Source organism: Amycolatopsis kentuckyensis (assembly GCF_041679295.1).
Classification (GTDB): Bacteria; Actinomycetota; Actinomycetes; order Mycobacteriales; family Pseudonocardiaceae; genus Amycolatopsis; species Amycolatopsis kentuckyensis_A.
The window spans coordinates 174,990-200,749 of record NZ_JBGDMD010000006.1; the positions used below are offsets into that span (position 1 = coordinate 174,990).

Consider the following 25,760-nt stretch of genomic DNA (forward strand, 5'->3'; position numbering starts at 1 on the left):
CACCGGGCGTAGGCTGGGCTTTCCTCGCCGCCACCGCTGCCAGCGAGGCCACTTCGACGATCACGGAATCAGGGGGCAGCGCGGATGGGCGAGGACCTGCGGACCACGGAATCCGGGTTCGGGGAAACCAGCGGCCGGCACGCTCTCCGCGAAATCCCGCCCGTCGGCGAGTACCGCATGGAGCCCTCCTCGGGCACGCTCCCCACGCAGCGGACGCTCGTGCGCCCGTACGTCCTGACGCGCGGCCGCACGCAGTCGCGGCGGCACCTGGCGATCGAAGCCCTCGTCTCGACCCGGACCGGCGCGCGCTGGAACGGCGCCCGGCTGACCGGCGAGTTCCGCTCGGTGCGTTCGCTGTGCCTTCACCCGCGCTCGGTCGCCGAGGTCGCGGCCCGGCTCAGCGTGCCGCTCGGCGTCGCCCGCGTGCTGCTCGACGACATGGCCGAGCAGGGCCTGATCACCATCCACGACACGCGCGTGAACACCGAAGGCCGCCCGGCGGTGGCGCTCATGGAACGCGTGCTGCACGGCCTGCGTCGCCTCTGACCATTACGCTCACCAGGGTGACCGAGGAAAACGGGAACTCCGGTGGCGAAAGCACGCTGACCGTCCTGCTGGCCGGCGGCGTGAACCTGGCGATCGCCGTCATGAAGCTGATCGCGGGCATCATCACCGGCTCCGGCGCGATGCTGTCCGAAGCGGCGCACTCGGTGGCCGACACGTTCACCGAAGTCCTGCTGCTGACGGCGTTGAAACGTTCCGACCGGCCCGCCGACCGCGTGCACCCCTTCGGCTACGGCAAGGAGCGCTACTTCTGGTCGTTGCTGGCGGCCGTGTCGATCTTCGCGTCGGGCTCGATGTTCGCGCTCTACGAAGGCGTCTCGACGCTGCTCGGGCACGGCGAAGCGCAGAGCACGTCGATCCTCAGCTACATCGTGCTGGCCGTGGCGTTCCTGCTCGAGGGCACGTCGTGGGTGCAGGCGGTGCGCCAGACCGTCCGGGAGTCGAAGGCCGAGAACCGGTCATTCTGGGCGTACCTGCGGCTGATCGACGACCCGACGCCGAAGACCGTCCTGTTCGAGGACTCCGCCGCCCTGATCGGCCTGCTGGTCGCGTTCGCCGGCATCGGGCTGCACCAGATCACCGGCTCGGAGGTGTGGGACGGCGTCGCGTCGATCGTCATCGGCGTGCTGCTCGCCTTCGTCGCCTACCTGCTCGGGCGGACGAACCGGGGCCTGCTCATCGGCCGCCAGGCCAACCCGGAGATCGTCCGCGGCGTCCGTGACCACCTCTCTTCCGCGCCGGAGATCGAGGCCGTCGTGGACCTGCAGACGATGCTGATGGGCACCGACCAGGTCCTCGTCTGCACCCGCGTCGACTTCGACGACTCCCTGACCGCCGGCGACCTCGAACGCGCGTGCGTCCGGCTCGCAGGCGAGCTGACCGAGTCGTTCAACGACGTCACCGAGGTGTTCATCGAACCGGTGCCGCGGACGGACCCGGAGCTGCGCGCGACCGTGCTGGCGCGCTACGGCGACATCGCGGAGCGGTGGAACACCCCTCACCAGTGACGGGTCAGTAGCCGAAGTCCTGGACCCAGTAGTTGCCCGCCTTGGTGAACCCGACGCCGATCTTGGTGAGCGAGCAGTTCAGGATGTTCGCGCGGTGGCCCTCGGAGTTCATCCACGCGTCCATGACCTGCGCCGCGGACGTCTGCCCCTTCGCGATGTTCTCCGCGCCCGGCTTCGAGTAGCCGGCGACCTTGATGCGCTGGTCGAACGTCACGCCCTCGGGGTTGGTGTGGGAGAAGAAGTTGCGGGCCGACATGTCGTCGCTGTAGTCCTGCGCGGCCGTCGTGAGGTGCGATTCCTCGGTCAGCGGCTTGCAACCCGCCTGCGCGCGTTCGTCGTTGACCAGGGAAATGACCTGCGCGGTGGTCGACTGCGCGACGCGGGCCGCGGCCTTGGTGGTCGGCGGCGGGGCCGCTTCGGACGTGGTCGGCGGGGCGGTCGTAGTCTCGGTCGGAGCCGGGGCTTCGCTGGACGTCGTCGTCGGCGCGGGCGCTTCGGTCGTCTTCTGCTTGGGAGCCGGGGCCTTGCCGCCCGCGAGTTCGGTGCCGCTGCCACCGCCGGCGCCGGCCGGCGCGTCGGGCAGGACCAGTGCCGCGGCGCCGAGCTCGGCGGTGTTTCCTTCGGCGGTCGCCATCCAGGTGCCTGCCGCGGCGGAAAAGACGCCGAGCAGCACACTGAGTGACACCATCACCACGCGAGCACGTTCACCAATGGGGGACACGGCGCGAGAACGTATCACGGAACGATTACAGCGAGAACCCTACGAACGCACTGGTCACATTCCCCGGTCCGGGCATTCGACGACCGACACGAATTTCGCGGCAATCGGACGCTCAGGCGTTACTCCGTTCAGCCGCTTCGGACGACGAAGGTGGCGTCGCCGGACGCTTGGACGGGGCGCCCCGTCGGGTCTTGGCCGGTGACAGTCGCCTTGCTCGTGAAGCCCTGTTTCCCCGCGATCGTCGTGCAGGTGTAGGTGATTTCGGCGTCTGCGGCCAGGTTCGCTGCGGTATGCGCGCACGACGTCGTGTGGTCGTCCACGACGGACACGGCGGTGAGCGGGACGTCGCCGGTGTTCTTGACCAGGATCGAGAAGGTGACCGTCGCGCCTTCGCGGGCTTCGTACGGCGTCGCGTCCTTCATCAACGCGATCTCGGGGTGGACGACGTCGACTTTTGCCTCCGCCATCGATTGCACGGAGCGATTGGCCGGGTCCATTCCGGTCACTTCGACGGTATCCGCGAAGTCGTCGTCCGGCGCTTTTCGGGTGCAGGTGTAGCTCCGCTTTTCCCCGCCCGCCAAGGTGCCGATTTCTTTCGCGCACGGCTGCTTGTTCGTCGATACGCTGGTCAGGGGGACGTCGCCGGTGTTCGTGACGGTGATCGTGAAAGTGACTTCGTCGCCTGCTCGGACCGTGGCGGGCTTCGCTTCCTCGGTGATCTTCACGGCCGGGTGGATGACGTCGAGTTCGTCGCTGTCCTCGGCGCTGACCGGCGGGCCGATCGGGGCGGTGGCCGTGGCCTTCGCGGTGCTCACGACGTCGTCCTGCGGGGCGGTCGCGGCGCAGTCGTACTTCTGCGCTTGCTTGGCTTCGAGGCGGTCGAAGGTCTTCGCGCACGGGTCGGCCTTGACGTCGGTGAGGGGGACGTCGCCCGTGTTCGTGACGGTGATCGTGCGCGGCACGGCGTCGCCTTCGTGGAACGGGCCGCCGTGGATCTCCTGCGTGATGCTCAGTGCGGGGTGGATGACGCTGTAGGCCGCGTCGTCGGTGGCGCTGACCTCGCGGTTCGTCGGATCGGTGCCTTTCGCGGTGGCGGAGCTCACGAAATTGTCGGTGCCGGCGTTTACCGTGCAGGAGTGGTGCTGGGGAGCGCCGGGAAGGAGGGTGCCGATGGTCTGAGCGCACGCCGGAGTGCGACTGTCCGCAATGGACACCTCGGTCAGGGGGACGTCGCCGGTGTTCGTGACGACGAGGGTGAACGTGACGGTGTCGCCTTGCCGGACCTGCGCGGGCGTCGCGTCGTTCGTGATGGTGATCGCCGGGTGGATGACATGGACCGGTTGCCCGGCGGTGGCGGTCACGGGACGGTTCGTGGCGTCGGTACCGGTGACCTTCGCGGTGGCGGTGAAGTCGGCTTCGCCGGCGGTTTGCGTGCAGCTGTAGTTCTGCGTGGCTCGCGGTTCGAGTGAACCCAGGGATTTGGCGCATGCCGGTGCGCCCGGGTCGGCCACGGAGACGTCGTGCAGCACGCTGTCGCCGGTGTTGGTGACGGTGATCGCCGAGGTGACGGTGTCGCCGGGGCGCACGGTCTTCGGATCGGCGGACCGGGTGATCGCGACGGCGGGGTGGATCACGTCGATCGCGGCGGTGCCTTCCGCCGTGACCGGTGGGCCGACCGGTGCGGTGGCGGTGACCTGGATCTTGGCGGTGACGTCGTCGGCCGGGGCGGTCAGTGTGCAGCCGAAGGACTTGGTGGTGCCGGGATCGAGGGCGCCGTCGAGAACCTGGGCGCACCCCGTGGCTCGGGCCTGCGGTCCGGTGTCTCGCGTGTCTCGCGTGTCTCGCTGGACGGCCGGCGTCGACGAGTCAGTGACTCGCAGGCCGGTCAGGGGCACGTCACCCGCGTTGTGCACCGTGATGCGCAGCGGGACCGCGTCGCCTTCGCGGAACGGGCCGCCCGTCACCTGCGCAGTGATCGCCACGGCCGGGTGCTGTACCACGAACGCGGCTTCGGCACTCGCCGTCACCGGACGGGCGGTCGGGTCGAGACCCGTCACCGTCGGCTTGTTCGTGAAGCCGGTGGCGCCCGCGCGCGTTGTGCACGTGTACGTCTGCTTGCCCTGCGGCGGCAGCGTTCCGAGCGGCTTCGCGCACCCTGCGACCTGGTCGTCCGCGACCGCCACGGCGGTCAGTGGCACGTCGCCGGTGTTCGACGCGGTGATCGTCCACGTCACCGGGTCGCCTTCGCGGACGGCCGCGGGCGAAGCCTGCGCGGCGAGTGCCACCGCTGGGTGGATCACGTCGACCACGGCGTCGTCGGTGACCTTCACCGTGCGGCCGAGCTGGTCCTTCCCCGACGCGGCCGCCGTGTTGGTGAAGTCGTCCGGCGGAGCCGGCGCGGTGCAGGTGTAGGTCTGCCTGCCCTGCGGCGGCAGCGCGCCGATCGCCTTGGCGCACGCCGGGGTGCGGTCGTCGGTGATGGCGACGTCGGTCAGCGGCGCGTCGCCGGCGTTGGCGACCGTGATCGTGAACGTGACCGGGTCGCCTGGGCGTGCGACGGCCGGTGACGCGTCCTTCGCGAGCGTCAAGGCCGGCGTGATCACCGTGACGGTCGCCGACGCGGTGGCGGCCACCGGCTGCCCCGAGAGGTCGGTGCCGGTGGCGGTGACCTGCGATGTCTTCGTCGTGGACGGGTTCGCGGTGCACGTGTACGTCTGCGTGGTGCCCGGGGCCAGGCCGTCGAACGTGCGCGAGCACGACGTCGTCGTGTCGTCGGTGACCCGCACCGGGGCGAGCGGGCTGTCGCCGGTGTTCTTGACCGCGATGGTGAACGTCACGGCGTCGCCGGCGTGGATCACCGGCGGGTCCGCGGTCTTGGTGACCTCGACGGCGGGGGCGATCGTCGGCGCGGGTGCGTTCGCGGTGGCCGTGACCTCCTTGCCGACGTCGTCCTTGCCGAGGTGGTCGGTGGCGGTCGCGGTCGCGGTGTTGACGCCGTCGGCGATCGGGGCCTTGGCCGTGCACGTCGTCGTGCGGCTCTCGCCCGGTGCGAGCTCCCCGGCGAGGGCGCACGCCGGCGCCTTCGGGTCGGTGACCCGCAGGCCGGAAAGCCCGATGTCGCCGGTGTTCGTGACCTTGATCGTGAAGGTCGCGGTGTCGCCGGCGCGGTAGGCGGGGCGGTCGGCGGTCTTCGTCATGCCCAATGCCGGGTGCACGACGTCGACGGCCGCGGACGCCGTGCCGTCGAGGGCGTCGCCGAGGGTGCTCGTGCCGGTCGCCCGCACGGTGTTCGTGAAGTCGTCGGCCGGGGCCGGGCCGGTGCAGTCGTAGGTGACGGTCTGGTGCGGGGCGAGCGTGCCGAGTGCCTTGGCGCAGGCGGGCACGGCCTCGTCGACGGCCTGCACGCCGTTCGCCGAGGCGCTGCCCGGGTTGGTGACGGCGACGGCGAACGTCACCGGCTCGCCGGCGTGCGCCTTCGGCCGGGCCGGGCGCACGGCGACGTGGAGTTCGGGCACCGGCACGGAAAACGCCAGGTTCTGCGCGAGGTAGGTGTCGCCGCTGGTGACGAAGCCGAGCTTGGCGCTCGTCGCGCCGGCGGGGATGGTGTCGACGTCGAACGACTTGGCGTCCACGCTGAAGTTGTTCTTCACGCCCGGCGCGGCGGCGTTGTCCGCGTTGGAGATGAAGAAGTTCGACGTCCCGCCGGTCGCGGGTTCGGCGGCCGGGGTGCCGGCGACCAGGAACTGGTCGCCGGAGCCGCCCCAGTCGCCGTCGTAGGCGGTGACGCCGATGTGCGCGTCGGCGGCCGCCGCGCGGAAGCCGGTGATCGTCATTTCGGTGGGGGCGTCGGCGGTCTGGCGGACGTGCCCGTCGTGGACGACGACTTTGCGCTTGTTCGGCGCGAAGTCCGGGTTGCGCTGCGGGTACGCGTAGACCAGGGCGATCGACCAGCCGCCGGCGCAGTCGAAACCCTTGGGGGCCCAGACGTTGCCGACGGTCACATCGAGCGGGGCACCGGTCGGCGCGCCGGCGAACCGGCTGGTCACGTCGGCGTGCGCGGAGTAGTACGGGCCGTCTTCGGCGAACGCGGCCGGGGCGATGTCGACGGATTTCGCGCTGCCCACCGAAAGCCGGACGTTCTGGGTGGCGGGGTTTCCGGGCGGCGGGATCGCCGGGACGCCCTCGCGGAAGCCGCACGTCGTGCCGGTCGTGTTGCCCGCCCAGTTCAGCCGGGCGAAGACGATCCGGGCGCCGGGCGGGATGCGGACGGACGCGCTCGCCGAGTCGAACGTGCCCGGGTCGGCGTCGACGTCCGCCCACTGCATGAAGAAGTCGTCGTTGACGAGGGTGTCCTTGCGGTCCGCGGTGTTCGCGCAGGCCGCGGGCGTGTCGACCGCGCCGGCGGTCGGCGCGTGGTCGGCGGTGAGCGGGCAGCGGAGGACGCCGTTGCCCGCGTACAGGAAGTCGCCGTAGACGACGTCGTCGTAGCCCACCGCGAAGGGCGGAGCGCCGGCCGCGCCGGCCGACGGCGTGAGCGCCGAAACCGAAATGATCATTGCCAGGACGAGAACCAAGCGAAGCGGCCTATCGGGCAACCGCATTCCTAGCTACCTCCGGGGGCCGGGACGACCTTTCGGAGCCTGGCACGAAAGAGGGGTTTACGCGCCGATTCTCACCCGTCCGTGGCGCCGGTCAGCTTCGCCGTCGACTCGTGGGTGATCTTCGTAGCCGCCTCGACGAAGCCGATCACCGTGCGGAGTTCGTCGTCGGTGTACTGCTCGCACAGCTCGTACATGCGCTTGACCAGGTTGTCCCAGAGGTGCACGCCGCCGGCGATGGCCTGCTCGTCCAGCTCGATGAAGACGCGGCGGCGATCGTCCGGGTGCGGGCGGCGGCCGACGATGCCCTTGCGCTCCAACCGGTCGATCATGGCCGTCACCGACGCCGGCGCCAGGCCGGACAGCCGCGCCAGGTCCTTGGGCGTCTGCGGCCCGAACCGCGCGAGGTAGTCCAGAACCTTGGTGTCGACCGCGGACAGCCCGCGCGTCTCGGCGATCGCGGTGTGGAACATGACCGTCTCGGTCGACAGCTCCCGCGACTTGAACAGGACGTCTTCGACCAGCTGCGCTCGCTCGCTTGACACGCTCGTCAGCTTAGCCCACTCTTTAGTTCGACAGAACGAATTAGTTTCTAAGAGATTCGAGGGGACGAACGAGATGACCGAGGCGCTGATCATCGGGGGCGGCATCGCGGGCACGATCACGGCCATCGCCCTGCACGAAGCCGGGCACGAACCGGTGCTGTTCGAGGCGTACGACCGGGGCGCCGAGGGCGTCGGGGCGTTCCTCACGCTGGCCGTGAACGGCCTGGACGCACTGCTGCCGCTGGGGCTCAAGGACGTCGTCAAGAGCGCGGGCTTCGACTCGCCGCGCATGTCGATCGGGCTCGGCAACGGCACCCGCCTGGCCGAATTCCCCTTGGGCGGCACGCTCCCGGACGGCACGGTGAGCCAGACCGTGCTGCGCTCCGACCTCTACGTCGCCCTGCGCGACGAAGCCACCCGGCGCGGGATCCACGCCGAGTACGGCAACCGCCTGATCGGCGCGAGCCAGACGTCCGGCCAGGTCAGAGCCGACTTCGCCGACGGCTCGCACGAAACCGGCGACCTGCTGATCGGCGCCGACGGGCTCCGGTCGCGCGTCCGCACGATCATCGACCCGGACGCGCCGGCGCCGCGGTACGTGCCGCTGCTCAACACCGGCGGGTTCGCCGAAGGCCTGTCCTTGCCGGACGAGCCCGGCGTGCTGAACATGGTGTTCGGCAAGCGGGTGTTCTTCTGCCACGTCGTGAGCCCGCGGGACGGCCGCGTCTGGTGGTTCGCGAACCCGGCGCGCAAGTCCGAGCCGACCGCGTCCGAGCTGGCGACGCTGGCCGGCGAGAAGCTGCGCGCCGAGCTGCTGCACCTGGTCGCGCCCGACCGGACGCCGGCGACGGAGATCATCCGCGCGACGCGCGAGGTCTACCCGGCGTGGCCGACGTTCGACTTTCCGACGGTCCCGGTCTGGCACCGCGGCCGCATGGTGATCATCGGTGACGCGGCGCACGCGACGTCACCGGCGGCGGGCCAGGGCGCGTCGATGGCCATCGAAGACGCCGTCACGCTGGGCAAATGCCTGCGCGACGTGCCGGACGTCGAGCGGGCACTCGCGACCTACGAGGGTCTGCGGCGCGAGCGCGTCGAGGCCGTGGTCGCGGCCGGGAAGCGCAACGGCGAGCAGAAGGTGATCGGGCCGGTCGGACGCGTCGTCCGCGATTTCTTCATCAAGCGGGCGTTCTCGAAGCCGTTCGACGAGGACCCGAACGCCTTCATGTGGAACCACCACATCGACTGGGACGAGAAGATCGCGGTCTAGCGCCAGGTGTCGACGCGGTGGAAGTTCTTGTACGCCCGGCTCGGGGTCGGGCCGCGCTGCCCCTGGTAGCGGGACCCGGCCTCGCTCGAGCCGTACGGGAACTCGGCCGAGCTGGACAGCCGGAAGATGCAGAGCTGGCCGATCTTCATGCCCGGCCAGAGCGTGATCGGCAGGTTGGCGACGTTCGACAGCTCGAGGGTGATGTGCCCGGAGAAGCCGGGGTCGATGAAGCCGGCGGTCGAGTGCGTCAGCAGCCCGAGGCGGCCGAGCGACGACTTGCCCTCGAGGCGGCCGGCGAGGTCGTCGGCCAGGGTGACGAGCTCGAACGTCGAGCCGAGGACGAACTCGCCCGGGTGCAGCACGAAGGGCTCGTCGCCCTCCTTCTCGACGAGCGAGGTCAGCTCGTCCTGCTGCAGCTGCGGGTCGATGTGGGTGTACTTGCTGTTATTAAAGACACGGAAGAGCCGGTCAAGCCGGACATCGACGCTGGACGGCTGGACCATGGCTGGGTCGAACGGGTCCAGTCCAAGACCGCCAGATTCGATCTCTTTGCGAAGGTCACGGTCACTTAGCAGCACCGCGGCAGCGTAAACTAATGAGCATAATTAGAGCCAGCTTGGCTGCGGCGAGCCACGTCACTCTTCAGGCGACCCGCATGTGCTGCGCGTAGGACGTGTCGGGCGCGAAGATCTTCTCGAGCCGCTTCACGTACCCGCGGCGCCCGGCCTCGCCGATCCGCTCCTGCAGCGCGGTGGCACCGGGGATGAGCCGCCGCACGGTCTCGGCGGCGAAGTTGACCCCGGCGACGGCGACGATCGCGGCCTGCGCGACGGGATCGTTCGGCAGCCCGAGGAAGTCGGCGTTGGTCTTCCCGAGCACGAGTCTGCTGATCGACGAGTGCACGGCGACGGAGACGTGCGACAGCACCTTCCCGACGGCACCGCGCCCCTCGCCGACGGCGGCGTTGGCGTCGATCAGCGCCTTGGCGAGCCGCTTCGAGTCGTCGTCCGGGATGAACTCGGTGGCGGCGAGCAGCCAGAGCAGGCGCCAGGCGTCCTCTTCGGAGGTGGGGAGCAGTTCGTCATCGACGCCCATGAGCCAGCCGATGTACCGCCAGAGATGCAGGATGTCCCCGCGTTCGCGCGCGGAGTAGCGCAGGCCGAGCAGCTGCGTGCCGAAGACGTAGACGAGGGAGAAGAGCAGCAGGGTGCCGGCGGTCTGCACCTGGTTGACGGGCCGATCCCAGGCGGCGTAGTCCCAGTCGTCCCGCCGGTTCATGGCGGCGCGCACGTGGGCGTGCACGAGCCGGATCCGCAGAGCGGAGGCGTAACCCTTTTCGCCGTGCTTGAGGGCGCCGGGGGTGGTGACGTCGATCCACCAGGTGGCGGTCTCGACGAGCCGCCGCGTGGCCTGGTATTCGATCTCCCCGGTCCCGACCAGCGATTTCGTCGCGCGGGACGCGAGGTAGCCACCCATCAGCGACATGTCCCCGAGCGGGAAGAGGCCGAGCAACCCGGCCCGGGTGATGGCTTTGGCGCCACGGTCGAGCCGTTCGTCGTCGACCCAGTAGGGCTTGGCGTCGACCTCGTCGAAGAAGTCCTTGAGCGGCCCCTCCGCGGTGGCGCCGTTCGTCAGCGCTTCTTCGAAGAGCCGCCGCCCTTCCCCTTTGGGCTGCCGAGCCATCCAGGCGACGACGTCGTCGGCCCGCTGGTCCTGAACCTGCGCGAACTCCCGGATGCGCGCGACCTGCCGCTCGTCACCCCGGATGTCCCCGTCGATGAACAGCCGCTGGGCCAGCCGGAACCCGCCTTCGCGGAACAGCTCGGGCTCGTCCATGGCGTTCACCTCCGAGGTCGACAACAAGTGTTGTCACTTGAGGCGGAGGAGTCAAGGAGGGAGGGGGCTGGACATGGGGATCACGACGCCGTGTATGCTGACGACGCACTGCGGATGTAGTTCAATGGTAGAACATCAGCTTCCCAAGCTGAATACGCGGGTTCGATTCCCGTCATCCGCTCTCACCGAAAAGCCCCGGGCCTCGAACCCGGGGCTTTTCGCATTTCTTTCAGGCCCAGAAATTGTCGTCGGCGGATTCGTCGCTCGAAACGTCCGTCAGTTCCGTGGCCTTTCCGTCGTGCATGCGGAAGACCAGGGCGTGGCGGGTGTCCAGCTGTTTCCCGTCGCGCGTGCCGGTCGAGTGGTAGACCGTGATGACTTCCTCGTCGTTCGCGTAGACCTCTTCCAGCTCCACCTTCAGCGTTCCGCCGCTTCTCTCGGCGAGCTGCCCGTACATCGCGAGGATCGCGTCGCGGCCTTTGTGGTCGCCGGAGAACATGTTGTGGCCGGGCATGTGCTGCACGGCGTCCGGGGCGAGGAGTTCCGACAACGTGGCGACATCGCCCGCGGAAAATGCCTCGTAGCCCCGGCGGATGAGAGTGGCGTTCTGGTGTTCGGCCATGGTCGGCCTCCTCGGGTAGGACGTCCGTCCATCGAACGCGCCCGTCCGGACCACGGTCAAGACCCCGGTTTTTCACGGGACGGTAAGGAAAACACCCACCGGCCGGCTCGTCTACTGTGGACTCAACCGTCGGCGCAGGTGGGCCGCGTGGGCGGCCGGGAGTCCCGTCTCCACCGCCCGGTCCAGCGCCTCGGCCGCCGCCGGTGAACCCAAGCGGTGCAGCAACTCCGCCCGCGACGCGTGCCACCACGGGTAGTCGTCCAATCCCGCGAGAGAGTCCACCAAGGCCAACCCCGCCGCGGGCCCGTCCCTTTCCGCCACCGCCGCCGCGCGGTTCAGGCGCACCACCGGCGTGTCCTGGATCGACAACAGCACGTCGTACCAGGAGATCACCGCGTCCCAGTTCGTCTCCGCGTACGACGGCGCCAGGTCGTGGCACGCCGCGATCGCCGCCTGGACCACATATGGATTCGGCGTCGACGGCGTTCGGCGCAAACCCGTCCCCACCAGCTCGACGCCCTCCTTGATCAGCGCGAAGTCCCACGCCGACCGGTCCTGGTCGGCCAGCAGCACCGGCACCCCGTCGGAGAACCGCGCCGCGCGGCGGGCGTCCTGGAGCAGCACCAGCGCCAGCAAGCCCAGCGCCGTCGGCTCGTCCGGCATCAGCGATGCCAGCAGGCGAGCCAAGCGGACTCCCTCGGCCAGCAGCGACTCGCGGCCCGTGTAGCCCTCGTTGAAGATCAGGTACACCGTCGACGCCACGCCGGCCAGCCGCGCGGGCAGTTCCTCCGCCGAGGGCACCCGGTAAGGGATCCGAGCCTGAGCGATCTTCTGCTTCGCCCGCGTCAGGCGCTTCGCCATCGTCGCCTCGGGGACCAGCAAGGCCCGCGCGACCTCCAATGTCGACAAACCGCCCAGTGTCCGGAGCGCCAACGCCACCTGCGCGTCCAGCGACAACGCCGGGTGGCAGCACGTGAAGACGAGCCGCAGCAGGTCGTCGCGGACGGAAACCGGGTCCGGGGACGGGTCGACGGCCGGCATCGCGTCCGCCTCCTTCCCGAGCCGCTTCGCTTCGCGGCGGACGACGTCGACCGCGCGGCGGCGGGCCGCCACCAGGAGCCAGCCGCGCGGGTTGTCCGGGACGCCGTCGCGCGGCCACGTCTCCAGCGCGCGCACGACGGCGTCCTGGACCGCGTCCTCGGCCCGGTCGACGCTGCCGGTGACGCGGACCAGCGTGGCCAGTACCCGGGTGCCCTCGTCCCGGACCAGCCGCGCGACCGCGTCCCCGGCGTGGGTCACTGGCCGAAGTCGACGACCGGCCGGACCTCGATGGCGCCGTCCCAGGCACCCGGGATGCGCGAAGCGACCTTGACGGCTTCGTCGAGGTCGGCGCACTCGATCAGGTAGAAGCCGGTGAGGGCTTCCTTCGTCTCCGCGTACGGGCCGTCGCTGGTGACGATGTCGCCGCCCTTACCGCCGGTGACGCGGACCGTCGTGGCGGTCGCCGTCGGGTACAGAGCCGCGCCGCCGCGGATCACCGCCGCCGCGCCCTCGCCGAACTCGTTGTAATCCTTCATCATGTCCGCGGCCTCGGGCGTGGTCGGGTCGATGTCGGTCGCGTAGATGATCGCGGCGTACTTGGGCATGAGGGGCTCCTCGCGGGTCCTGACCGGCGCCGATCGCCGGCTCTCACTGTAAGGACGAACGGGCGAAGCCGCGCCGGGACACTTGCCGCCGGAAAAGTTTCGCGGGCAGGGTGGGAGGCATGGGAGAGCCCGCGCTGTTCGGTCCGGACTTCGATCGCGACCCCTCACCCGCCTACGCCTGGCTGCGCGAACGACCGCCGCACCGGCTCGCCTTCCCGACCGGCACCTGGGCCTGGCTGGTCACGCGGTACGACGACGCCGTGACCGCGCTCAACCACCCCGCCCTGGTCAAGAGCCCCTTCGCCGGCAACGCCGAGTGGCAGCGCTCGGGCATGGGTCTGCCGCTGGACCACCGGCCGTCGCTCGCCTCGAACATGATCAACGCCGACCCGCCCGGCCACGCCCGGTTGCGTCGCGCCTGCGCCGGCGCGTTCGGCTCGCGCCGGATGGAGCACCTGCGGGAACGCGCTCAGCAGGTGACCGACGAGCTGATCGCCGCGATCGAAGCGCGCGGGCACGGCGATCTCGTCACCGACCTCGCCTACCCGCTGCCGATCGCGATCATCTGCGACCTGCTCGGCGTGCCCGACCGGTATCGCGAGGACGTCCACAAGTGGTCGCTCGTCATCGACTCGGCAGACGACACCGACGGCTCGAAGGTCCACGAAGCCACCGACGTGCTGGAACGGCTGGTCACCGAGGTCGTCGACGCCAAGCGCGCGACGCCGGGCGTCGACCTGATCAGCGACCTCGTCGCGCAGGAAGCCGCGGGAACGCTCTCCGCCGACGAGGTGACGTCGACCGCCTTCCTGATCCTCATCGGCGGCCACGAAACGACCGTCGGGCTGATTTCGACCGGTGCGCTCGCGCTGCTGACCCACCCGGACGAAGCCGCGAAGGCGCGCGTCGACCCGGCGCACCGCGCCGCCGTCATCGAGGAGACGCTGCGGCTGCACGCGCCCTTGCAGAACGCGACCTGGCGGTTCCCCACCGAAGACGTCGAAATCGGCGGACGGCTCATGCGGCCCGGCGACCCGATCCTGGTCTCGGTGCTGGCCGCCAACCGCGACCCCGCGGCGTTCGACGCCCCGGACGCGTTCCGGCCGGGGCGACGCTCGGCCGACCGGCGGCACCTCGCGTTCGGCGCCGGGCCGCACCTCTGCATCGGCGCCGCGCTCGCCCGGCTGCAGGCCGACGTCGGCTTCGAGACCGTGCTTCGCCGGCTGCCGACCGCGCGGCTCGCCGCGCCCGAGGACGAACTCCTCTGGTGGCCGAGCCCGATCACGCGTGGGCTCTTCCACCTGCCGATCGATGTCTAACCCTCGACTAGCTCCCACTCGGAGTCCGGGGTCGCGCGGTCGTACACCTGGCCGGGTGCGGCCTTCAGCACCGTGCGGACGTCCGGGTACAGGCCCGCGACGTGCTCCAGCTCCAACCCCTCGACCTCGAAGTCCTCCGCCTCGGGGACCTCGAAGCCGACGAACAGCCACGTGCCGTCCTGCTCGCGGACGACCTGGCGGACCGCGCGGACCGGCTGCTGCGGGCCCGTCGGGATCTCCGTCAGGCCACTGCTGATCTGGGCCTCGTCGTCCGGCGAGCCTTCGAACTTCCAAGCCGCGCGGCGCTGGTTCAGCAGGCGGATGTCCTCGTCCTCGTCGTCGGAACCGGTCACCGAGGACAGCAGCCACGTGCGGCGCTCGGGGTCCCAATCAGCGGCCATGCCCGTCGGCATCCCGGCGAGAGCGGTCAGCTGCGGCAGCAGTTCGACGGCTTCGCGCAGCGACATCTTCCGGAAGCTCTCGCGGTTGACCAGCACGTCGTCGGACAGCTCGGTGCCGTCGCTGATGAACCAGTCGTCCTCGTCGTCCAGCACGACGAAGCCCAGCGCGTCCGGGTCGTTCACCAGGGCCAGCGCGATGATGACCGGCCCCTCCGGGTCCTGGCGCAGCGGCCATTCGGTCGACATGCGCCATATCCCACCATCGGGGCGACACACCCCGTGCGCCGGGGTCACTCGTTCGATAAATTCATCGTACGTTGATATTATGGGCTGCATGGTGCTGTCCAAAGGACTCGCCCGCTTCAACCGCGTGGTGACCAACCGGATCAACAAGTACTTCGTGAACTGGGCGCCGGGTTTCGGCCTGCTCGTCCACAAAGGACGGAAATCCGGCAAGGAGTACCGCACGCCGCTCAACGTCTTCCGCAGCGACGACGGCTTCGTCGTCGCGCTCACCTACGGCCCCGACACCGACTGGGTGAAGAACGTGCTGGCCGCGGAGAGTTGCACCATCGTCACCCAGCGGAAAAATTACCGCGTGCACTCGCCCGAGCTCGTGCATGATGAGTCCCGCCGAGCGATGCCGACGCCCGTCCGCCAGTTCCTCGGCCTGCTGAACGTCCACGACTTCCTGCTGCTGAAGCGGGATTAGGGGGAGAAATGCTGCTCGAGGGGGAGCTCGTCCGGCTGCGCGCGCTCGAACCGGAGGACGCCGACCGCATCCACCCGTGGCTGGGCGATCCCGAGGTCTGCCGGTGGATGACCAACGACCACCCGCTCTCGCTGGCCCAGGTGCGCAAACGCTGTGAAGAGCGCGCGGTCAACACGTACGAAAAGGTCGTCCTCGGCATCGAGGCCAAGGCCGAGCGCAAGCTCATCGGCATCATCGACCTGCGCGACGCCGAACCCGAGATCGGGGAGGCCGAGCTGGACGTCTACATCGGCGACGCCGAGTACCGCCAGGGCGGTGGCTACGGCACCGAGGCGCTGCGCCTGATGTGCCGCTACGGCTTCGACAACATGCGCCTGCACCAGGTCACGCTCTGGGTCGTCGCCGAGAACGAGGTCGCCCGGCACGTCTACCGGAAGGTCGGGTTCGTCGAAGAGGGCCGGCACCGCGAGTCCTTCGTCGGCCAGAACGGCGAGCGCCACGACATGATCCTGATGAGCATGCTCAAGGGCGAGCTCACCTGGTGAGCCGGGCCGGCGCCTTCAGCCGCCACGCCTCTTCGAGCAGTTCGCGCAGCTGATCGAGCTCCACGCGATCCAGGTCGACGATGATCGAGCCGTGGCCGTCGTAGTGCGGGGTCGTGAAGAAGGCCGCGTCGCCGGAGTCCAGCAACGCGGCCTTCTCGTCGAGCCCGCACATCACGACCAGGCCGCCCTCGGCCTCGGTGCGCAGCCGCGCGAACCCCTTGCCCGCCACCTTCAGCGCGGGCGTGCGGTACCAGGTCGACGCCTCGACCTCGGGGAGTCCCGAGGCCAGGCGTACGACGTCTTCCCAAGTCGGCATGGGTCCATTGTCGGGCCGCCGTCTTGGAAAAACCGGATCACGGCAGCTGGGTGACGCGGTCCGCCGCGGGCGGGGCCAGGTTCGGGTGGGCGCCCAGGTACGCGACCAGCGCGTCCAGATCCACCGGTCCGCCGGCCAGGTTCGTGCCCTTGGTGAACTCGGTGAAGCCGTCCCCGCCGGCGGCGAGGAAGTTGTTCACCGACACGCGGTACGTCGCCGCCGGGTCGACCGGCGTGCCGTTGACCGTGATGTTCGAGACCCGCGCGCCCTGCGCCGCCGACGCCGACCAGCTGTAGTGCAGCGAGCTCGAGATCTGCAGGAACTTCGGGTTCACACCCGGCGCCCACTGCTGCTCCAGCACGTTCTTGAGGTTCGCGCCGGTCAGCGTGATCGTCTGCATGATGTTCGAGAACGGCTGGACGGTGAACGCCTCGCCGTAGGTCACCACGCCGTCGCCTTCGCCTGCCGGCGACGACGCGTAGTTCAGGTCGGCGCGGATGCCGCCCGGGTTCGTCATCGCGATGACCGCGCTGTTCGACTGCGTGCCCGCGAGCTGCGCGTCGGCGATGACATCGCCGAGAGCCGACTCGCCCGCCGCGTTGCCCGCCGCCTTCAGGTCCGCGGTGATGGTGCCGATCTGCTTGTTCGCGATCGGACCCGACTTCGCCACGGCGTTCGCGACCAGCGCCGCCACCGCCGGGTCCGGCGTGACCGTCCGCGTGACGATCTCGTTGAACGCCTTGGTCTGCGACCGCACGACGTCGCGCGTCTTCAGGCTGATCTTGAGGTCGACGACCGACAGCAGCCGGCCGAAGGACGCGCCCTGGATGACCGGGCGCGGCTGGCCGGCCGGGTCGTTGATGACGCAGTTGTACTGCTGGTGGCTGTGGCCGGTGAAGATCGCGTCGACCTTCGGGGTCACCGCCTTCGCGATCGCGGTGGCCGGGCCCGGCAGGACTTTGCAGTCGTTCGGGCCTTCGAGCTCGGTGCTGTCACCCTGGTGCAGCAGCACGATCTGGGACTTGACCCCGAAGAAGTCGAGCAGGTTCGCGGTGCGGTTGATCGCCTCGACCTCGTCACCGAACTTGAGGCCCTTGATGGCCTCCGGCGTGACGACCGACGGCAGGTCCTTCAGCGTGGCGCCGATGACACCGATCGGCACGCCACCCTCGAACTTGACGGTGAACGGCAACAACGCGGGCAGGCCGTTGGTGAAGTACACATTGGACCCGAGGAACGGGAACTTCGCACCGCTGAAGGTCTTCTCGAACTGGCACCCGTCGGTCGGGTGGCAGCCGCCGTTCTGGATGCGCTGAAGCTCCTGGTAGCCCTCGTCGAACTCGTGGTTCCCGACCACGGAGCCGTTGACGCCCAGCATGTTCAGGAAGTCGATGGTCGGCTCGTCGTGGAAGAGCGCCGAGGTCAGCGGCGACGCGCCGATGTTGTCGCCGGCGGACACGACGAACGAGTTGCGCACCTGCGCGCGAAGCTGTTTCACGTGCGTGGCCAGGTAAGCGGCACCGCCGGCGTCCACAGTGGTCCCGTCGGACTGCCGGACGCGGCCGCTGGAGCCGGCCGGCGGCTCGAGGTTGCCGTGCAGGTCGTTGAACCCGATGATCCGGACGTCGGTGGTGGGGTCCGGGCGCTGGCCCGCGGACGCGGGCGCGGTGGTGACCGCGGTCGTCGCCAGCGCGGCCGCGGCGAGCACCACGAGCCGGGTTGAAAGCCTCATGCGTGTTTCCTCCGATTCGCGCCCAAGGTCCCCAACGGGCGCACGGCGGAGGATTCTGCCTCGCGAAGCAGTCACCTACCAGGGTCAAAAGACGGACGTAAAGCGAATGTCACCTAACGGCTTCCGTCGAGCAGCACTCGCGCGACGAGTTCGGGGTCGTCGTTCATCGGCACGTGCCCGCAGCCCGGCAGCAGCCGGAACGTCCCCTTCGGAGCGACCTTCCGCAGGTCGGCGACGCGCGGCCGGGCGAGAATCCGGTCGTGCTCGGCCCAGGCGATCGTCACCGGGACACCGGTGACAGGGCCGGCGAAGCGGAAGTCCCCACGCGACTGGGCAGCGGTGGGTTCGAAGCCCGGCGCGGTCGCGAGCGCGTGGGCGTCCGCGACGACGTCGTCCGGAGTCAGCCGCGCCGGCTTCCCGACGATCATCCCGGTCAGCGCTTTGCGGCCGGCCGGGGTCGCGGCGATGCGGCGCACGACGTGCGGTGGCGTGCGCTGGGCGAGCGCGCGGTGGGCCTTGAGTGTGGCGATCGCGTACATCTTCTGCGTCCGGTTCCACAGCCCGGCCGGCGACAGCGCCGTGACGCTGCGGACGAGCCCGGCCTGCCCGAGCGCGAGCGACAGCAGGCCGCCGAGCGAGTTGCCCGCGACGTGCGGCCGGTCGAGACCCAGCTCGGTGAACAGCTCCTTGAACATCACCAGCGCCGGCTCGACGCCGTAGCCGCCGGACGGCTCCGGCGACTCGCCGAAGCCCGGCAGGTCCACGGCGATGACGTCGCGATGCGGCGTGAGCAGCGGAAACACCGGCGTCCACGCTTGACGGCGGTGCCCGATGCCGTGGATCAGCACCAGAGGCTCGCCCCGGCCCGCGCGGTCATAGACGACGTCGTCCATTACCCGAGAGTAACAGTTACTCCCCGTCCGGAGAAACCCGCTTTCCGGCGTCGGCCGACCGCTGGACGGCGTCGAGCACGCGGTGCACGCGCAAGGCGTGCGCGAAGTCCGGCAGGTCGCCCTTGAGGTGCCGCGCGTAGGCGTGCGCGACGTTGTACGACGGCTCGGAACTGCGCCCGGCCAGCTGCGGGAGCTCGTACCGGGCGGGCACGGTGAGCTTCTCGAGCGTGCCGGTCCGGCTGCCGCGCAGCGTCAGCTTCGCGATCCAGAACAGCGGGTCCGCGGCGGTGACGACCAGGGTGCCCTCGGTGCCGTTGATCTCCCAGTGGAAGTCCGTGGCGGGCGACGACCCGCCGCGCAGGTGCAGCGAGGCGACGGCACCGCCGCTCAGGACGCCGTTGACGGCGATCTGGTCCGGCGCGGTCATCGGGACGGAGTCGCCGGTGACCTCGTCACGCACGCGCTGCCGGACCGTCGCCATCGTCGCCGACAGCTCGGCGAACCGGCCGAGCACCATGTCGAAGGCATCGATCGTGTGCGCGAACGGGATCGTCAGCATGGTCGCCCCGCCTTCGGGGTGCAGCTGGTAGTCGCGCCCGGCCCGGACCGACGGCCCCCAGTTGCCGCCCGAACCGATCAGCGACGTCGAGAGCACGCGGCCGACGTAGCCGTCCTTGATGAGGTCGCGCAGGTAGCGCAACGCGGGCGCGGACCGTCCCTGCAGGCCGACCGCGGTCTGCTTGTCGCGAGCGGCTTCGACCAGCGCCTCGGTTTCGGCGAGGCTCGCACCAAGCGGCCACTCGCTGAGCACCTGCTTGCCCGCGGCCAGCGCGGGCTCGATCAGGGCCCGGTGCTCGGACACCTTCACCGCGACGACCACCAGGTCGACCTCCGGGTGCCGCGCCAGCTCCCCGGCGTCACCGAAGGTCAGCGGCACGCCGTACTTCTCCCCGGCCACCCGCGCCGACTCGGCGCTGCTCCCGCTGAGCGCGCGGAGTTCGTAGCCGTCCACGACGGCCAGCGCGGGCACGTGCGCGGTGGCGGCCCAGCCGCCGTTCGCGCTGAGCCCGACGATGCCGACCCGGACCGGTGCCATGAGCGTTCCCTTTCGTTGCCCCGCACAAGACTTCGACGTGCCGAGCGTCGTGCGCATTCCCCCGTCCGCGCAAGCAGCATCCGGTTATGTCTCGACATGACATCGATCACCGGTAACGGCCGCTCGGACCGGGACGATGAGCCGGACACTACGGCGTGTGGGGGACAAGTGGGCATCGAAGTCGTACTCGTGGTGCTTGCCGTCGTCGTGCTGCTGATCGGCGGCACGGTGTTCAGCGCGTGGCGATCCGAACGCTCCGAGGACCGCGAAGACGACTGACCGATCGGCCCGGCGGTGATCGGCCGAGTGGCCGATGCGGTCGGGCTCTTCGACCGAAGTCCCCGCGCGGCAAGATCCATAACGTCGGTGGCATGACGAACGCACAGGTCACCGCCCTGCAGTACGGGTTCATCGGCTTCCTGGCGCTGTGGACCGTGGTCCTGGTGCCGCAGCTGATCACGCAGCTCGCGCGCTACGGCGGCCTGCGCGTCCGAGGACTTCTGCCGACCGCCGCGGTGCTGTTGTACGGGTGCATGACGCTCGCGGTCGTCTTCCTGCCGCTGCCCGGACCGGGCACGCGCCGGCTGAGCCAGACCGTGCAGCTGCACCCGTTCCAGTGGATCACCGACATCCACACGGAGATGCTCAAGCACGGGTCGCAGTGGTTCCTGACGCAGACGTTCCAGCAGGCGTGCCTGAACGTGCTGCTGTTCGTCCCGCTGGGGGTGTTCGCGCGGGTGCTGTGGCGCCGCGGCCTGATCGGCACGCTCCTGATCGGCTTCACGGCGTCGCTGCTGATCGAGATCACGCAGCTGACGGCGAACTTCGGGACCGCGCCGTACGTCTACCGCATCTTCGACGTGGACGACCTCATGAACAACGCGGCCGGCGCGGGAGTCGGCTGGGTGTTCGGGGCGCTGCTGCTGACGGTCCTGCGTTCACCGATCGGCGCGCAGCCGGCCCGGAGCGAGCGGGTCCACCTCGCCGAGACGCGCTAGCCGAGCTTTGCGCTGCAGGGCGGCCCGCTTGGCGGCGCGGCGATCTTCGAGGACGACGACGAGGGCGGCTACCGCGATGACCAGCGCGACGAGGCCGAGGATGAGCGGAAGCTGCACGAAACCCTCCTCGGTACGGCGCTGTGCGGGAGATCACACAGGTTACGCAGGTACGTGGTGAATTCGCTACCCCCGGCGACCGGGGAGGGCGGTGAACCAGGTCCGGTCCGCGGTGAGCCACCGGTCGAAGACCAGATCAGCCGACGTCAGGACGGTTTCCAGCTCGAGACGGCGACAAGTGAACTCTTGGTTCCACCGCTCGCCCCGAGCCGCATAGCGCACGGTCGCCGACACCAGATCCCCGTCCCGGACCACATCGGCCAGCGAGACCGAAACTTCCCCGAGCCACCCACCCTGCCCGGACGCGACCGAATCGAACCAAGCCGGCGGGTGCCACTCGACGATCAACCGCCCCGAAGCCCCCAAGTGCCGCCGGGCGGCGGCGAGCATCGCCCGGCGATCCGCGTGCACCGCCGTGTTGATCAAATGACTCCCCAGCAGCACCGCGTCGAACGTCCGCCCGAGGTCCAGTTCCCCGATCCGCGCGCACACCGTCGAACCCCGGACGTGCGCGAGCATCGCCGGCGAATCGTCCACCGCGACCACCGGATGCCCGAGCGCCAGCAACGGATGCGTCACCCGCCCCGCCCCGCACCCCAGCTCCAGGATCGACGCCCCCGGCGGCAACGCCGCGTGCACGATCTCCGGCTCACCGGCCGCCGGCAACAGCAGGTAGACCTCGACGGGACACCCGTCCGCGGTGACTTCCACCAGACGAGCATGCCGGAAACTGGGCCCGTGAGACCCACCAAGGACCAGCTGGCCGCCGCGCACAACACGACCATCCCGGACGTCATCGCGCCCGGCCTCGACGTCCTCTTCTGCGGCATCAACCCCGGCCTGTACTCCGGCGCGCTGAAGCAGCACTTCGCCCGTCCCGGCAACCGCTTCTGGCCCGCCCTCCACCACGGCGGCTTCACGCCCCGCCGGTACAAGCCCGCGGAGCAAGACCAGCTGCTCGACCTCAAGCTCGGGATCACGAACGTCGTCGCGCGGACGACCGCCCGCGCCGACGAGCTCACCGCCGACGAATACCGCGAAGGCGGCAAGCTCCTCCAGGCCAAGGTCGAGGAGTACCGGCCGCGGTGGCTCGCCGTCGTCGGGATCACCGCCTACCGGACCGCGTTCGGCTTCCCGAAGGCGCGCGTCGGACCGCAGGAGCACCGGATCGGTGACACCCGCGTGTGGGTCCTGCCGAACCCGAGCGGGCTCAACGCGCACTGGACGCCGGCCGGGCTCGCGGACGAGTTCGCGAAGCTGCGGGCCGCATCCGAAGTCCGTCGAAATCGTTGAATACGGGGCGAGCCACCCTCAGTAGCGCCAACCGCTCCATCGGGTCCGCCAAGGCCCGGCCGAACCGCCCCTTCAAGATCGTCTTCTACTCAAAGTTTGCTGTGACCGGCGGATTGGGCCATGAGGGGTAATTGGCGTCATGAGCTGCGCAATCGCGACTCGTACCAAGCAGGAGGAGTCACTTTTGGCCGGTCCCGGCAGGGGGGACCGGACGACGCCGGGAGGCGTCCCCAGGAGCGACGGCGCAGAGACGGAGGCCCACGATGCACGGCATCGAGCCCACCCGCAGGCCCACCGGGCCGATCGGACCCGGCGGGCGCAGTCTCGGCGTGGCCGTCGTCGATCCGGTCCCGATCTTCCGCGACGGCCTCGCCGCGCTCGTCCACCGCAGCCAGGGGCTGCACTGGGCGGGCCAGGCGGCCAGCCACCACGCCGCGCTGCAGCTGTGTGAGCAGGTCAAGCCGGACGTCGTCGTGCTCGATTCGGCGCTCGATCCGAACTGCCACCTGACGAAACTGCTCAACGCCGGCGACCCGGCACTGATCCTGGTCACGCTCATCCGGGACACGAACCGCACGCAGCAGTACCTCGCGGCCGCGATCGCCGCGGGCACGCACGCGATCGTGCCGCGGTCGATCGACTCACGACGGCTCGCCGAAGCGATCCGGCGCGCCCACACCGAGCGCCGGTACATCGACCCGGCGCTGGCCGCGCTGACCGCCCGCCCGAAGCGGGCGACCGTGCCCAAGGGCGACCTCGCCCACGACAGCCCACCCGCGACGCGCGGCGCGATGCCGCTGTCCCGGCGCGAGTACCAGGTGCTCCAGCTGGTCGCCGAGGGTCTCGAGAACTCGGCGATCGCGAAGCTGCTGTTCCTGTCCGTCGAAACGGTCCGGACCCACGTCAAGAGCATCCTGCGCAAGCTCTCCGCGCGGGATCGCACGCACGCCGTCACCATCGCCTTCCGCGGCGGGATACTCGTCGCCCGCGCGGAAGACGGCCACGTGCCGGTGACTGCCGACACAACGGCGCTCCCGGGCCAGCGCTGACCCCTGAAACCGCCCGGATTTCCCCACTCGGAAGTGCGGATCTGCTTGCTCCAGTTACCCGCAGGTAATATCCTGAAGTTACCGGCGAGTAAGGCGAACATGTGCCCGGCCGGGGAGCCGAACACATTGGAGTGACGACATGGGCCACTACAAGAGCAACGTCCGAGACCTGGAGTTCAACCTCTTCGAGGTCCTGGGCGTGCAGGAGCGCCTGGGCAAGGGTGTGCTCGCCGAGTCCGACGAGGAGACCGCCCGCGGGGTGCTGTCCGAGCTGAACAAGCTCGCGACCGGCCCGCTCGCCGAGTCCTTCGCCGACGCCGACCGCAACCCGCCCGTGTACGACCCGAAGACCTTCAGCGTCAAGATCCCCGAGTCGTTTAAGAAGAGCTACCAGCAGCTGCTGGACGGCGAGTGGTGGCGTCTCGGGCTGACCAACGACCTCGGCGGCTTCGGCCTGCCCCCGACCGTCCAGTGGGCCGCGTCCGAGCTCATCCTCGGCGCCAACGCCCCGCTGTTCATGTACCTGGCGGGCCCGAACTTCGCCATGATCGTGAACAAGAACGGCACCGAAGAGCAGAAGCACTGGGCCCAGCTCATGATCGACCGGGCCTGGGGCGCCACGATGGTGCTGACCGAGCCGGACGCCGGCTCCGACGTCGGCGCGGGCCGCACCAAGGCCACCAAGCAGGAGGACGGCTCCTGGCACATCGACGGCGTGAAGCGGTTCATCACCTCGGCCGAGCACGACATGAGCGAAAACATCATGCACCTGGTGCTCGCTCGCCCCGAGGGCCCCGGCATCGAGACCAAGCCGGGCACCAAGGGCCTGTCGCTGTTCCTCGTGCCGAAGTTCCACTTCGACTCCAAGACCGGCGAACTGGGTGAGCGCAACGGCGCCTTCGTCACAGGAGTCGAGCACAAGATGGGCATCAAGGCCTCGACGACGTGTGAGCTGACCTTCGGCCAGCACGGCACCCCGGCCAAGGGCTGGCTGCTCGGCGAGGTCCACGACGGCATCGCGCAGATGTTCCAGGTCATCGAGTACGCCCGGATGATGGTCGGCACGAAGGCCATCGCGACGCTGTCGACGGGTTACCTCAACGCGCTCGAGTACGCCAAGGAGCGCGTCCAGGGCGCCGACCTGCCGAACATGCTGAACAAGGCCGCCCCGCGCGTCACCATCACGCACCACCCGGACGTCCGGCGGTCGCTGATGCTCCAGAAGGCGTACGCCGAGGGCCTCCGCGCGGTCTACCTGTACACCGCGTCGTTCCAGGACCAGCTGTGGACCGGCGAAGGCGACCAGAAGATCGCCCACGGCGTCAACGACCTGCTGCTGCCGATCGTCAAGGGCGTCGGCTCCGAGCGCGCCACCGAGCAGCTCGTGCAGTCGCTGCAGACGCTGGGCGGTTCCGGCTTCCTGCAGGACTACCCGATCGAGCAGTACATCCGCGACGCCAAGATCGACTCGCTGTACGAGGGCACCACGGCGATCCAGTCGCTGGACTTCTTCTTCCGCAAGATCGTCCGCGACAAGGGCGCGTCCCTGGCCTTCGTCGCCGGCGAGATCACGAAGTTCATCGAGTCCGAGGCGGGCAACGGCCGGCTCAAGAACGAGCGCGGGCTGCTCAAGCAGGCCCTCGAGGACACCCAGGGCATGCTGGGCTCGCTGATCGGCTACCTGACGGCGTCGCAGGAGGACCCGCAGAGCATCAACAAGGTCGGCCAGCACACGGTCCGCCTGCTGATGTCGGTCGGCGACCTGCTCATCGGCTGGCAGCTGCTCAAGCACGCCGAGGTCGCCATCGGCAAGCTCGACGCGGGCGCGTCCGCCAAGGACGTCCCGTTCTACGAGGGCAAGATCGCCGTGGCGTCGTTCTTCGCGAAGCAGGTGCTGCCGGAGCTGACTTCCCGCCGCGCCATCGTGGAGGCCGCCGACAACGCGCTGATGGAGCTCGACGAAGCCGCGTTCTGATAGGTCACGAAAAGGGCTCTCCCCGCGTGGGGAGGGTCCTTTTCGTGTTTCAGGGGCCCCGGGGGCGGGCACTCCGCTCACCGAGTCCGACGGACCCGAGTGGCCGGGTTCGCGGATCCTTGAGAGGAGAAAGTGATGACTGTCGCCGGCATCGTCAGCGCCATCATCGTCGGGCTGATCATCGGCGTTCTGGGCCGGCTGGTCGCACCCGGCAAGCAGAGCATCCCGATCTGGCTGACCATCGTGATCGGTATCATCGCCGCGTTCATCGGCACGGCCATCGCGCGTGGTCTCGGGTACGCCGACACCAACGGCATCGACTGGCTGGAAATCCTGACGCAGGTCGTCCTCGCCGCCATCGGCGTGAGCATCGCCGCCGGTGCGTACGGCCGCCGAGGCGTAACCAGGTAGCTGGTACTTCGGAAGACCCGGCCCGGTCCGGTCCGCTCGTCGGGGGCGGACCGGGCCGGGTCTTTTCGTGTCACCTCATCGGGGGTCAGCGCGC

Annotated in this window: 26 protein-coding genes and 1 tRNA gene; 12 read left to right on the forward strand and 15 right to left on the reverse strand. The window is 69.7% G+C overall.

Going from position 1 to position 25,760, the window contains the following annotated elements:
- Positions 1 to 84: 84 nt before the first annotated feature.
- Both ACERZO_RS26030 and ACERZO_RS26035 read left to right on the forward strand, forming a co-directional pair.
- Positions 85 to 546, forward strand: a complete 462-nt coding sequence (locus ACERZO_RS26030; RefSeq protein ID WP_372667389.1) for a DUF742 domain-containing protein — start codon at positions 85 to 87, stop codon at positions 544 to 546.
- A gap of 17 nt (positions 547 to 563) precedes the next feature.
- Positions 564 to 1,571 carry a cation diffusion facilitator family transporter gene (locus tag ACERZO_RS26035; RefSeq protein ID WP_372667390.1) on the forward strand — a complete coding sequence of 336 codons (1,008 nt, stop codon included), beginning with the start codon at positions 564 to 566 and terminating at the stop codon, positions 1,569 to 1,571.
- A gap of 4 nt (positions 1,572 to 1,575) precedes the next feature.
- Here ACERZO_RS26035 and ACERZO_RS26040 read toward each other — a convergent pair whose 3' ends face one another.
- The 3 genes from ACERZO_RS26040 to ACERZO_RS26050 form a co-directional block, all read right to left on the reverse strand.
- A complete protein-coding gene (locus ACERZO_RS26040) occupies positions 1,576 to 2,265 on the reverse strand; it encodes a CAP domain-containing protein (protein WP_372667391.1) in 690 nt (229 codons plus the stop codon).
- 155 nt (positions 2,266 to 2,420) lie between these two features.
- Positions 2,421 to 6,848: a DUF7507 domain-containing protein gene (locus ACERZO_RS26045; RefSeq protein WP_372667392.1), complete on the reverse strand. Its 4,428-nt coding sequence runs from the start codon at positions 6,846 to 6,848 to the stop codon at positions 2,421 to 2,423.
- 116 nt (positions 6,849 to 6,964) lie between these two features.
- Positions 6,965 to 7,435: a MarR family winged helix-turn-helix transcriptional regulator gene (locus tag ACERZO_RS26050; protein WP_372667393.1), complete on the reverse strand. Its 471-nt coding sequence runs from the start codon at positions 7,433 to 7,435 to the stop codon at positions 6,965 to 6,967.
- A 73-nt stretch (positions 7,436 to 7,508) separates the two neighbouring features.
- On the opposite strand from ACERZO_RS26050, the gene ACERZO_RS26055 reads away from it, so the two are divergent.
- Positions 7,509 to 8,705 carry an FAD-dependent oxidoreductase gene (locus ACERZO_RS26055; protein ID WP_372667394.1) on the forward strand — a complete coding sequence of 399 codons (1,197 nt, stop codon included), beginning with the start codon at positions 7,509 to 7,511 and terminating at the stop codon, positions 8,703 to 8,705.
- On the opposite strand, the gene dcd is transcribed toward ACERZO_RS26055, so the two are convergent.
- On the reverse strand, positions 8,702 to 9,283 hold the full coding sequence (gene dcd / locus ACERZO_RS26060) for a dCTP deaminase (protein WP_372667395.1): 582 nt from the start codon (positions 9,281 to 9,283) through the stop codon (positions 8,702 to 8,704). The two genes, ACERZO_RS26055 and dcd, sit on opposite strands and share 4 nt — an antisense overlap.
- 64 nt (positions 9,284 to 9,347) lie before the next feature.
- Positions 9,348 to 10,541 carry an oxygenase MpaB family protein gene (locus ACERZO_RS26065; protein WP_372667396.1) on the reverse strand — a complete coding sequence of 398 codons (1,194 nt, stop codon included), beginning with the start codon at positions 10,539 to 10,541 and terminating at the stop codon, positions 9,348 to 9,350.
- 110 nt (positions 10,542 to 10,651) lie between these two features.
- Here ACERZO_RS26065 and ACERZO_RS26070 point away from each other — a divergent pair.
- Positions 10,652 to 10,722, forward strand: a tRNA-Gly gene (locus ACERZO_RS26070).
- Between the two features lie 48 nt (positions 10,723 to 10,770).
- On the opposite strand, the gene ACERZO_RS26075 is transcribed toward ACERZO_RS26070, so the two are convergent.
- From ACERZO_RS26075 to ACERZO_RS26085, 3 genes are all read right to left on the reverse strand, one after another.
- Positions 10,771 to 11,163 (reverse strand): nuclear transport factor 2 family protein, encoded by a 393-nt coding sequence (locus ACERZO_RS26075; protein ID WP_372667397.1) that lies wholly within the window; start codon positions 11,161 to 11,163, stop codon positions 10,771 to 10,773.
- Positions 11,164 to 11,274: 111 nt separating this feature from the next.
- On the reverse strand, positions 11,275 to 12,462 hold the full coding sequence (locus ACERZO_RS26080) for an RNA polymerase sigma factor (RefSeq protein WP_372667398.1): 1,188 nt from the start codon (positions 12,460 to 12,462) through the stop codon (positions 11,275 to 11,277).
- Positions 12,459 to 12,809, reverse strand: a complete 351-nt coding sequence (locus ACERZO_RS26085) for a YciI family protein (protein ID WP_372667399.1) — start codon at positions 12,807 to 12,809, stop codon at positions 12,459 to 12,461. Before ACERZO_RS26085 ends, ACERZO_RS26080 begins: the two co-directional genes overlap by 4 nt.
- Positions 12,810 to 12,928: 119 nt before the next feature.
- Here ACERZO_RS26085 and ACERZO_RS26090 point away from each other — a divergent pair, with 119 nt between their 5' ends.
- Positions 12,929 to 14,128, forward strand: coding sequence for a cytochrome P450 family protein (locus ACERZO_RS26090; RefSeq protein WP_372667400.1), 1,200 nt, complete (start codon positions 12,929 to 12,931; stop codon positions 14,126 to 14,128).
- Here the strand turns inward: ACERZO_RS26090 and ACERZO_RS26095 are convergent.
- Complete coding sequence (locus ACERZO_RS26095; protein WP_372667401.1) at positions 14,125 to 14,775, reverse strand: hypothetical protein; 651 nt, start codon at positions 14,773 to 14,775, stop codon at positions 14,125 to 14,127. The two genes, ACERZO_RS26090 and ACERZO_RS26095, sit on opposite strands and share 4 nt — an antisense overlap.
- 88 nt (positions 14,776 to 14,863) lie before the next feature.
- Between ACERZO_RS26095 and ACERZO_RS26100 the strand changes: the two genes are divergently transcribed.
- Complete coding sequence (locus ACERZO_RS26100; RefSeq protein WP_372667402.1) at positions 14,864 to 15,241, forward strand: nitroreductase family deazaflavin-dependent oxidoreductase; 378 nt, start codon at positions 14,864 to 14,866, stop codon at positions 15,239 to 15,241.
- Positions 15,242 to 15,249: 8 nt separating this feature from the next.
- Positions 15,250 to 15,786: a GNAT family N-acetyltransferase gene (locus tag ACERZO_RS26105; protein ID WP_372667403.1), complete on the forward strand. Its 537-nt coding sequence runs from the start codon at positions 15,250 to 15,252 to the stop codon at positions 15,784 to 15,786.
- Here ACERZO_RS26105 and ACERZO_RS26110 read toward each other — a convergent pair.
- The 4 genes from ACERZO_RS26110 to ACERZO_RS26125 form a co-directional block, all read right to left on the reverse strand.
- Positions 15,776 to 16,102, reverse strand: a complete 327-nt coding sequence (locus ACERZO_RS26110; RefSeq protein ID WP_372667404.1) for an MmcQ/YjbR family DNA-binding protein — start codon at positions 16,100 to 16,102, stop codon at positions 15,776 to 15,778. The two genes, ACERZO_RS26105 and ACERZO_RS26110, sit on opposite strands and share 11 nt — an antisense overlap.
- A gap of 37 nt (positions 16,103 to 16,139) precedes the next feature.
- Positions 16,140 to 17,834 (reverse strand): bifunctional metallophosphatase/5'-nucleotidase, encoded by a 1,695-nt coding sequence (locus ACERZO_RS26115; protein WP_372667405.1) that lies wholly within the window; start codon positions 17,832 to 17,834, stop codon positions 16,140 to 16,142.
- A 113-nt stretch (positions 17,835 to 17,947) separates the two neighbouring features.
- A complete protein-coding gene (locus tag ACERZO_RS26120) occupies positions 17,948 to 18,727 on the reverse strand; it encodes an alpha/beta fold hydrolase (protein ID WP_372667406.1) in 780 nt (259 codons plus the stop codon).
- A gap of 16 nt (positions 18,728 to 18,743) precedes the next feature.
- Positions 18,744 to 19,823: a Gfo/Idh/MocA family protein gene (locus ACERZO_RS26125; protein WP_372667407.1), complete on the reverse strand. Its 1,080-nt coding sequence runs from the start codon at positions 19,821 to 19,823 to the stop codon at positions 18,744 to 18,746.
- Between the two features lie 371 nt (positions 19,824 to 20,194).
- On the opposite strand from ACERZO_RS26125, the gene ACERZO_RS26130 reads away from it, so the two are divergent.
- The gene (locus ACERZO_RS26130) at positions 20,195 to 20,821 is read left to right on the forward strand and encodes a VanZ family protein (protein WP_372667408.1); all 627 of its coding nucleotides are present in this window, start codon (positions 20,195 to 20,197) and stop codon (positions 20,819 to 20,821) included.
- Here the strand turns inward: ACERZO_RS26130 and ACERZO_RS26135 are convergent.
- Positions 20,762 to 20,938, reverse strand: coding sequence for a hypothetical protein (locus ACERZO_RS26135; RefSeq protein WP_372667409.1), 177 nt, complete (start codon positions 20,936 to 20,938; stop codon positions 20,762 to 20,764). The two genes, ACERZO_RS26130 and ACERZO_RS26135, sit on opposite strands and share 60 nt — an antisense overlap.
- Before the next feature lie 66 nt (positions 20,939 to 21,004).
- Positions 21,005 to 21,649 (reverse strand): class I SAM-dependent methyltransferase, encoded by a 645-nt coding sequence (locus ACERZO_RS26140; protein ID WP_372667410.1) that lies wholly within the window; start codon positions 21,647 to 21,649, stop codon positions 21,005 to 21,007.
- Between the two features lie 27 nt (positions 21,650 to 21,676).
- On the opposite strand from ACERZO_RS26140, the gene mug reads away from it, so the two are divergent.
- The 4 genes from mug (at position 21,677) to ACERZO_RS26160 (ending at position 25,666) form a co-directional block, all read left to right on the forward strand.
- Positions 21,677 to 22,231, forward strand: a complete 555-nt coding sequence (mug, locus tag ACERZO_RS26145) for a G/U mismatch-specific DNA glycosylase (protein WP_444843231.1) — start codon at positions 21,677 to 21,679, stop codon at positions 22,229 to 22,231.
- A 263-nt stretch (positions 22,232 to 22,494) separates the two neighbouring features.
- Positions 22,495 to 23,280, forward strand: a complete 786-nt coding sequence (locus ACERZO_RS26150; protein ID WP_372667412.1) for a response regulator transcription factor — start codon at positions 22,495 to 22,497, stop codon at positions 23,278 to 23,280.
- A 139-nt stretch (positions 23,281 to 23,419) separates the two neighbouring features.
- Positions 23,420 to 25,255: an acyl-CoA dehydrogenase gene (locus ACERZO_RS26155; RefSeq protein WP_372667413.1), complete on the forward strand. Its 1,836-nt coding sequence runs from the start codon at positions 23,420 to 23,422 to the stop codon at positions 25,253 to 25,255.
- Between the two features lie 135 nt (positions 25,256 to 25,390).
- Positions 25,391 to 25,666 carry a GlsB/YeaQ/YmgE family stress response membrane protein gene (locus ACERZO_RS26160; protein ID WP_360777902.1) on the forward strand — a complete coding sequence of 92 codons (276 nt, stop codon included), beginning with the start codon at positions 25,391 to 25,393 and terminating at the stop codon, positions 25,664 to 25,666.
- Positions 25,667 to 25,760: the final 94 nt, after the last annotated feature.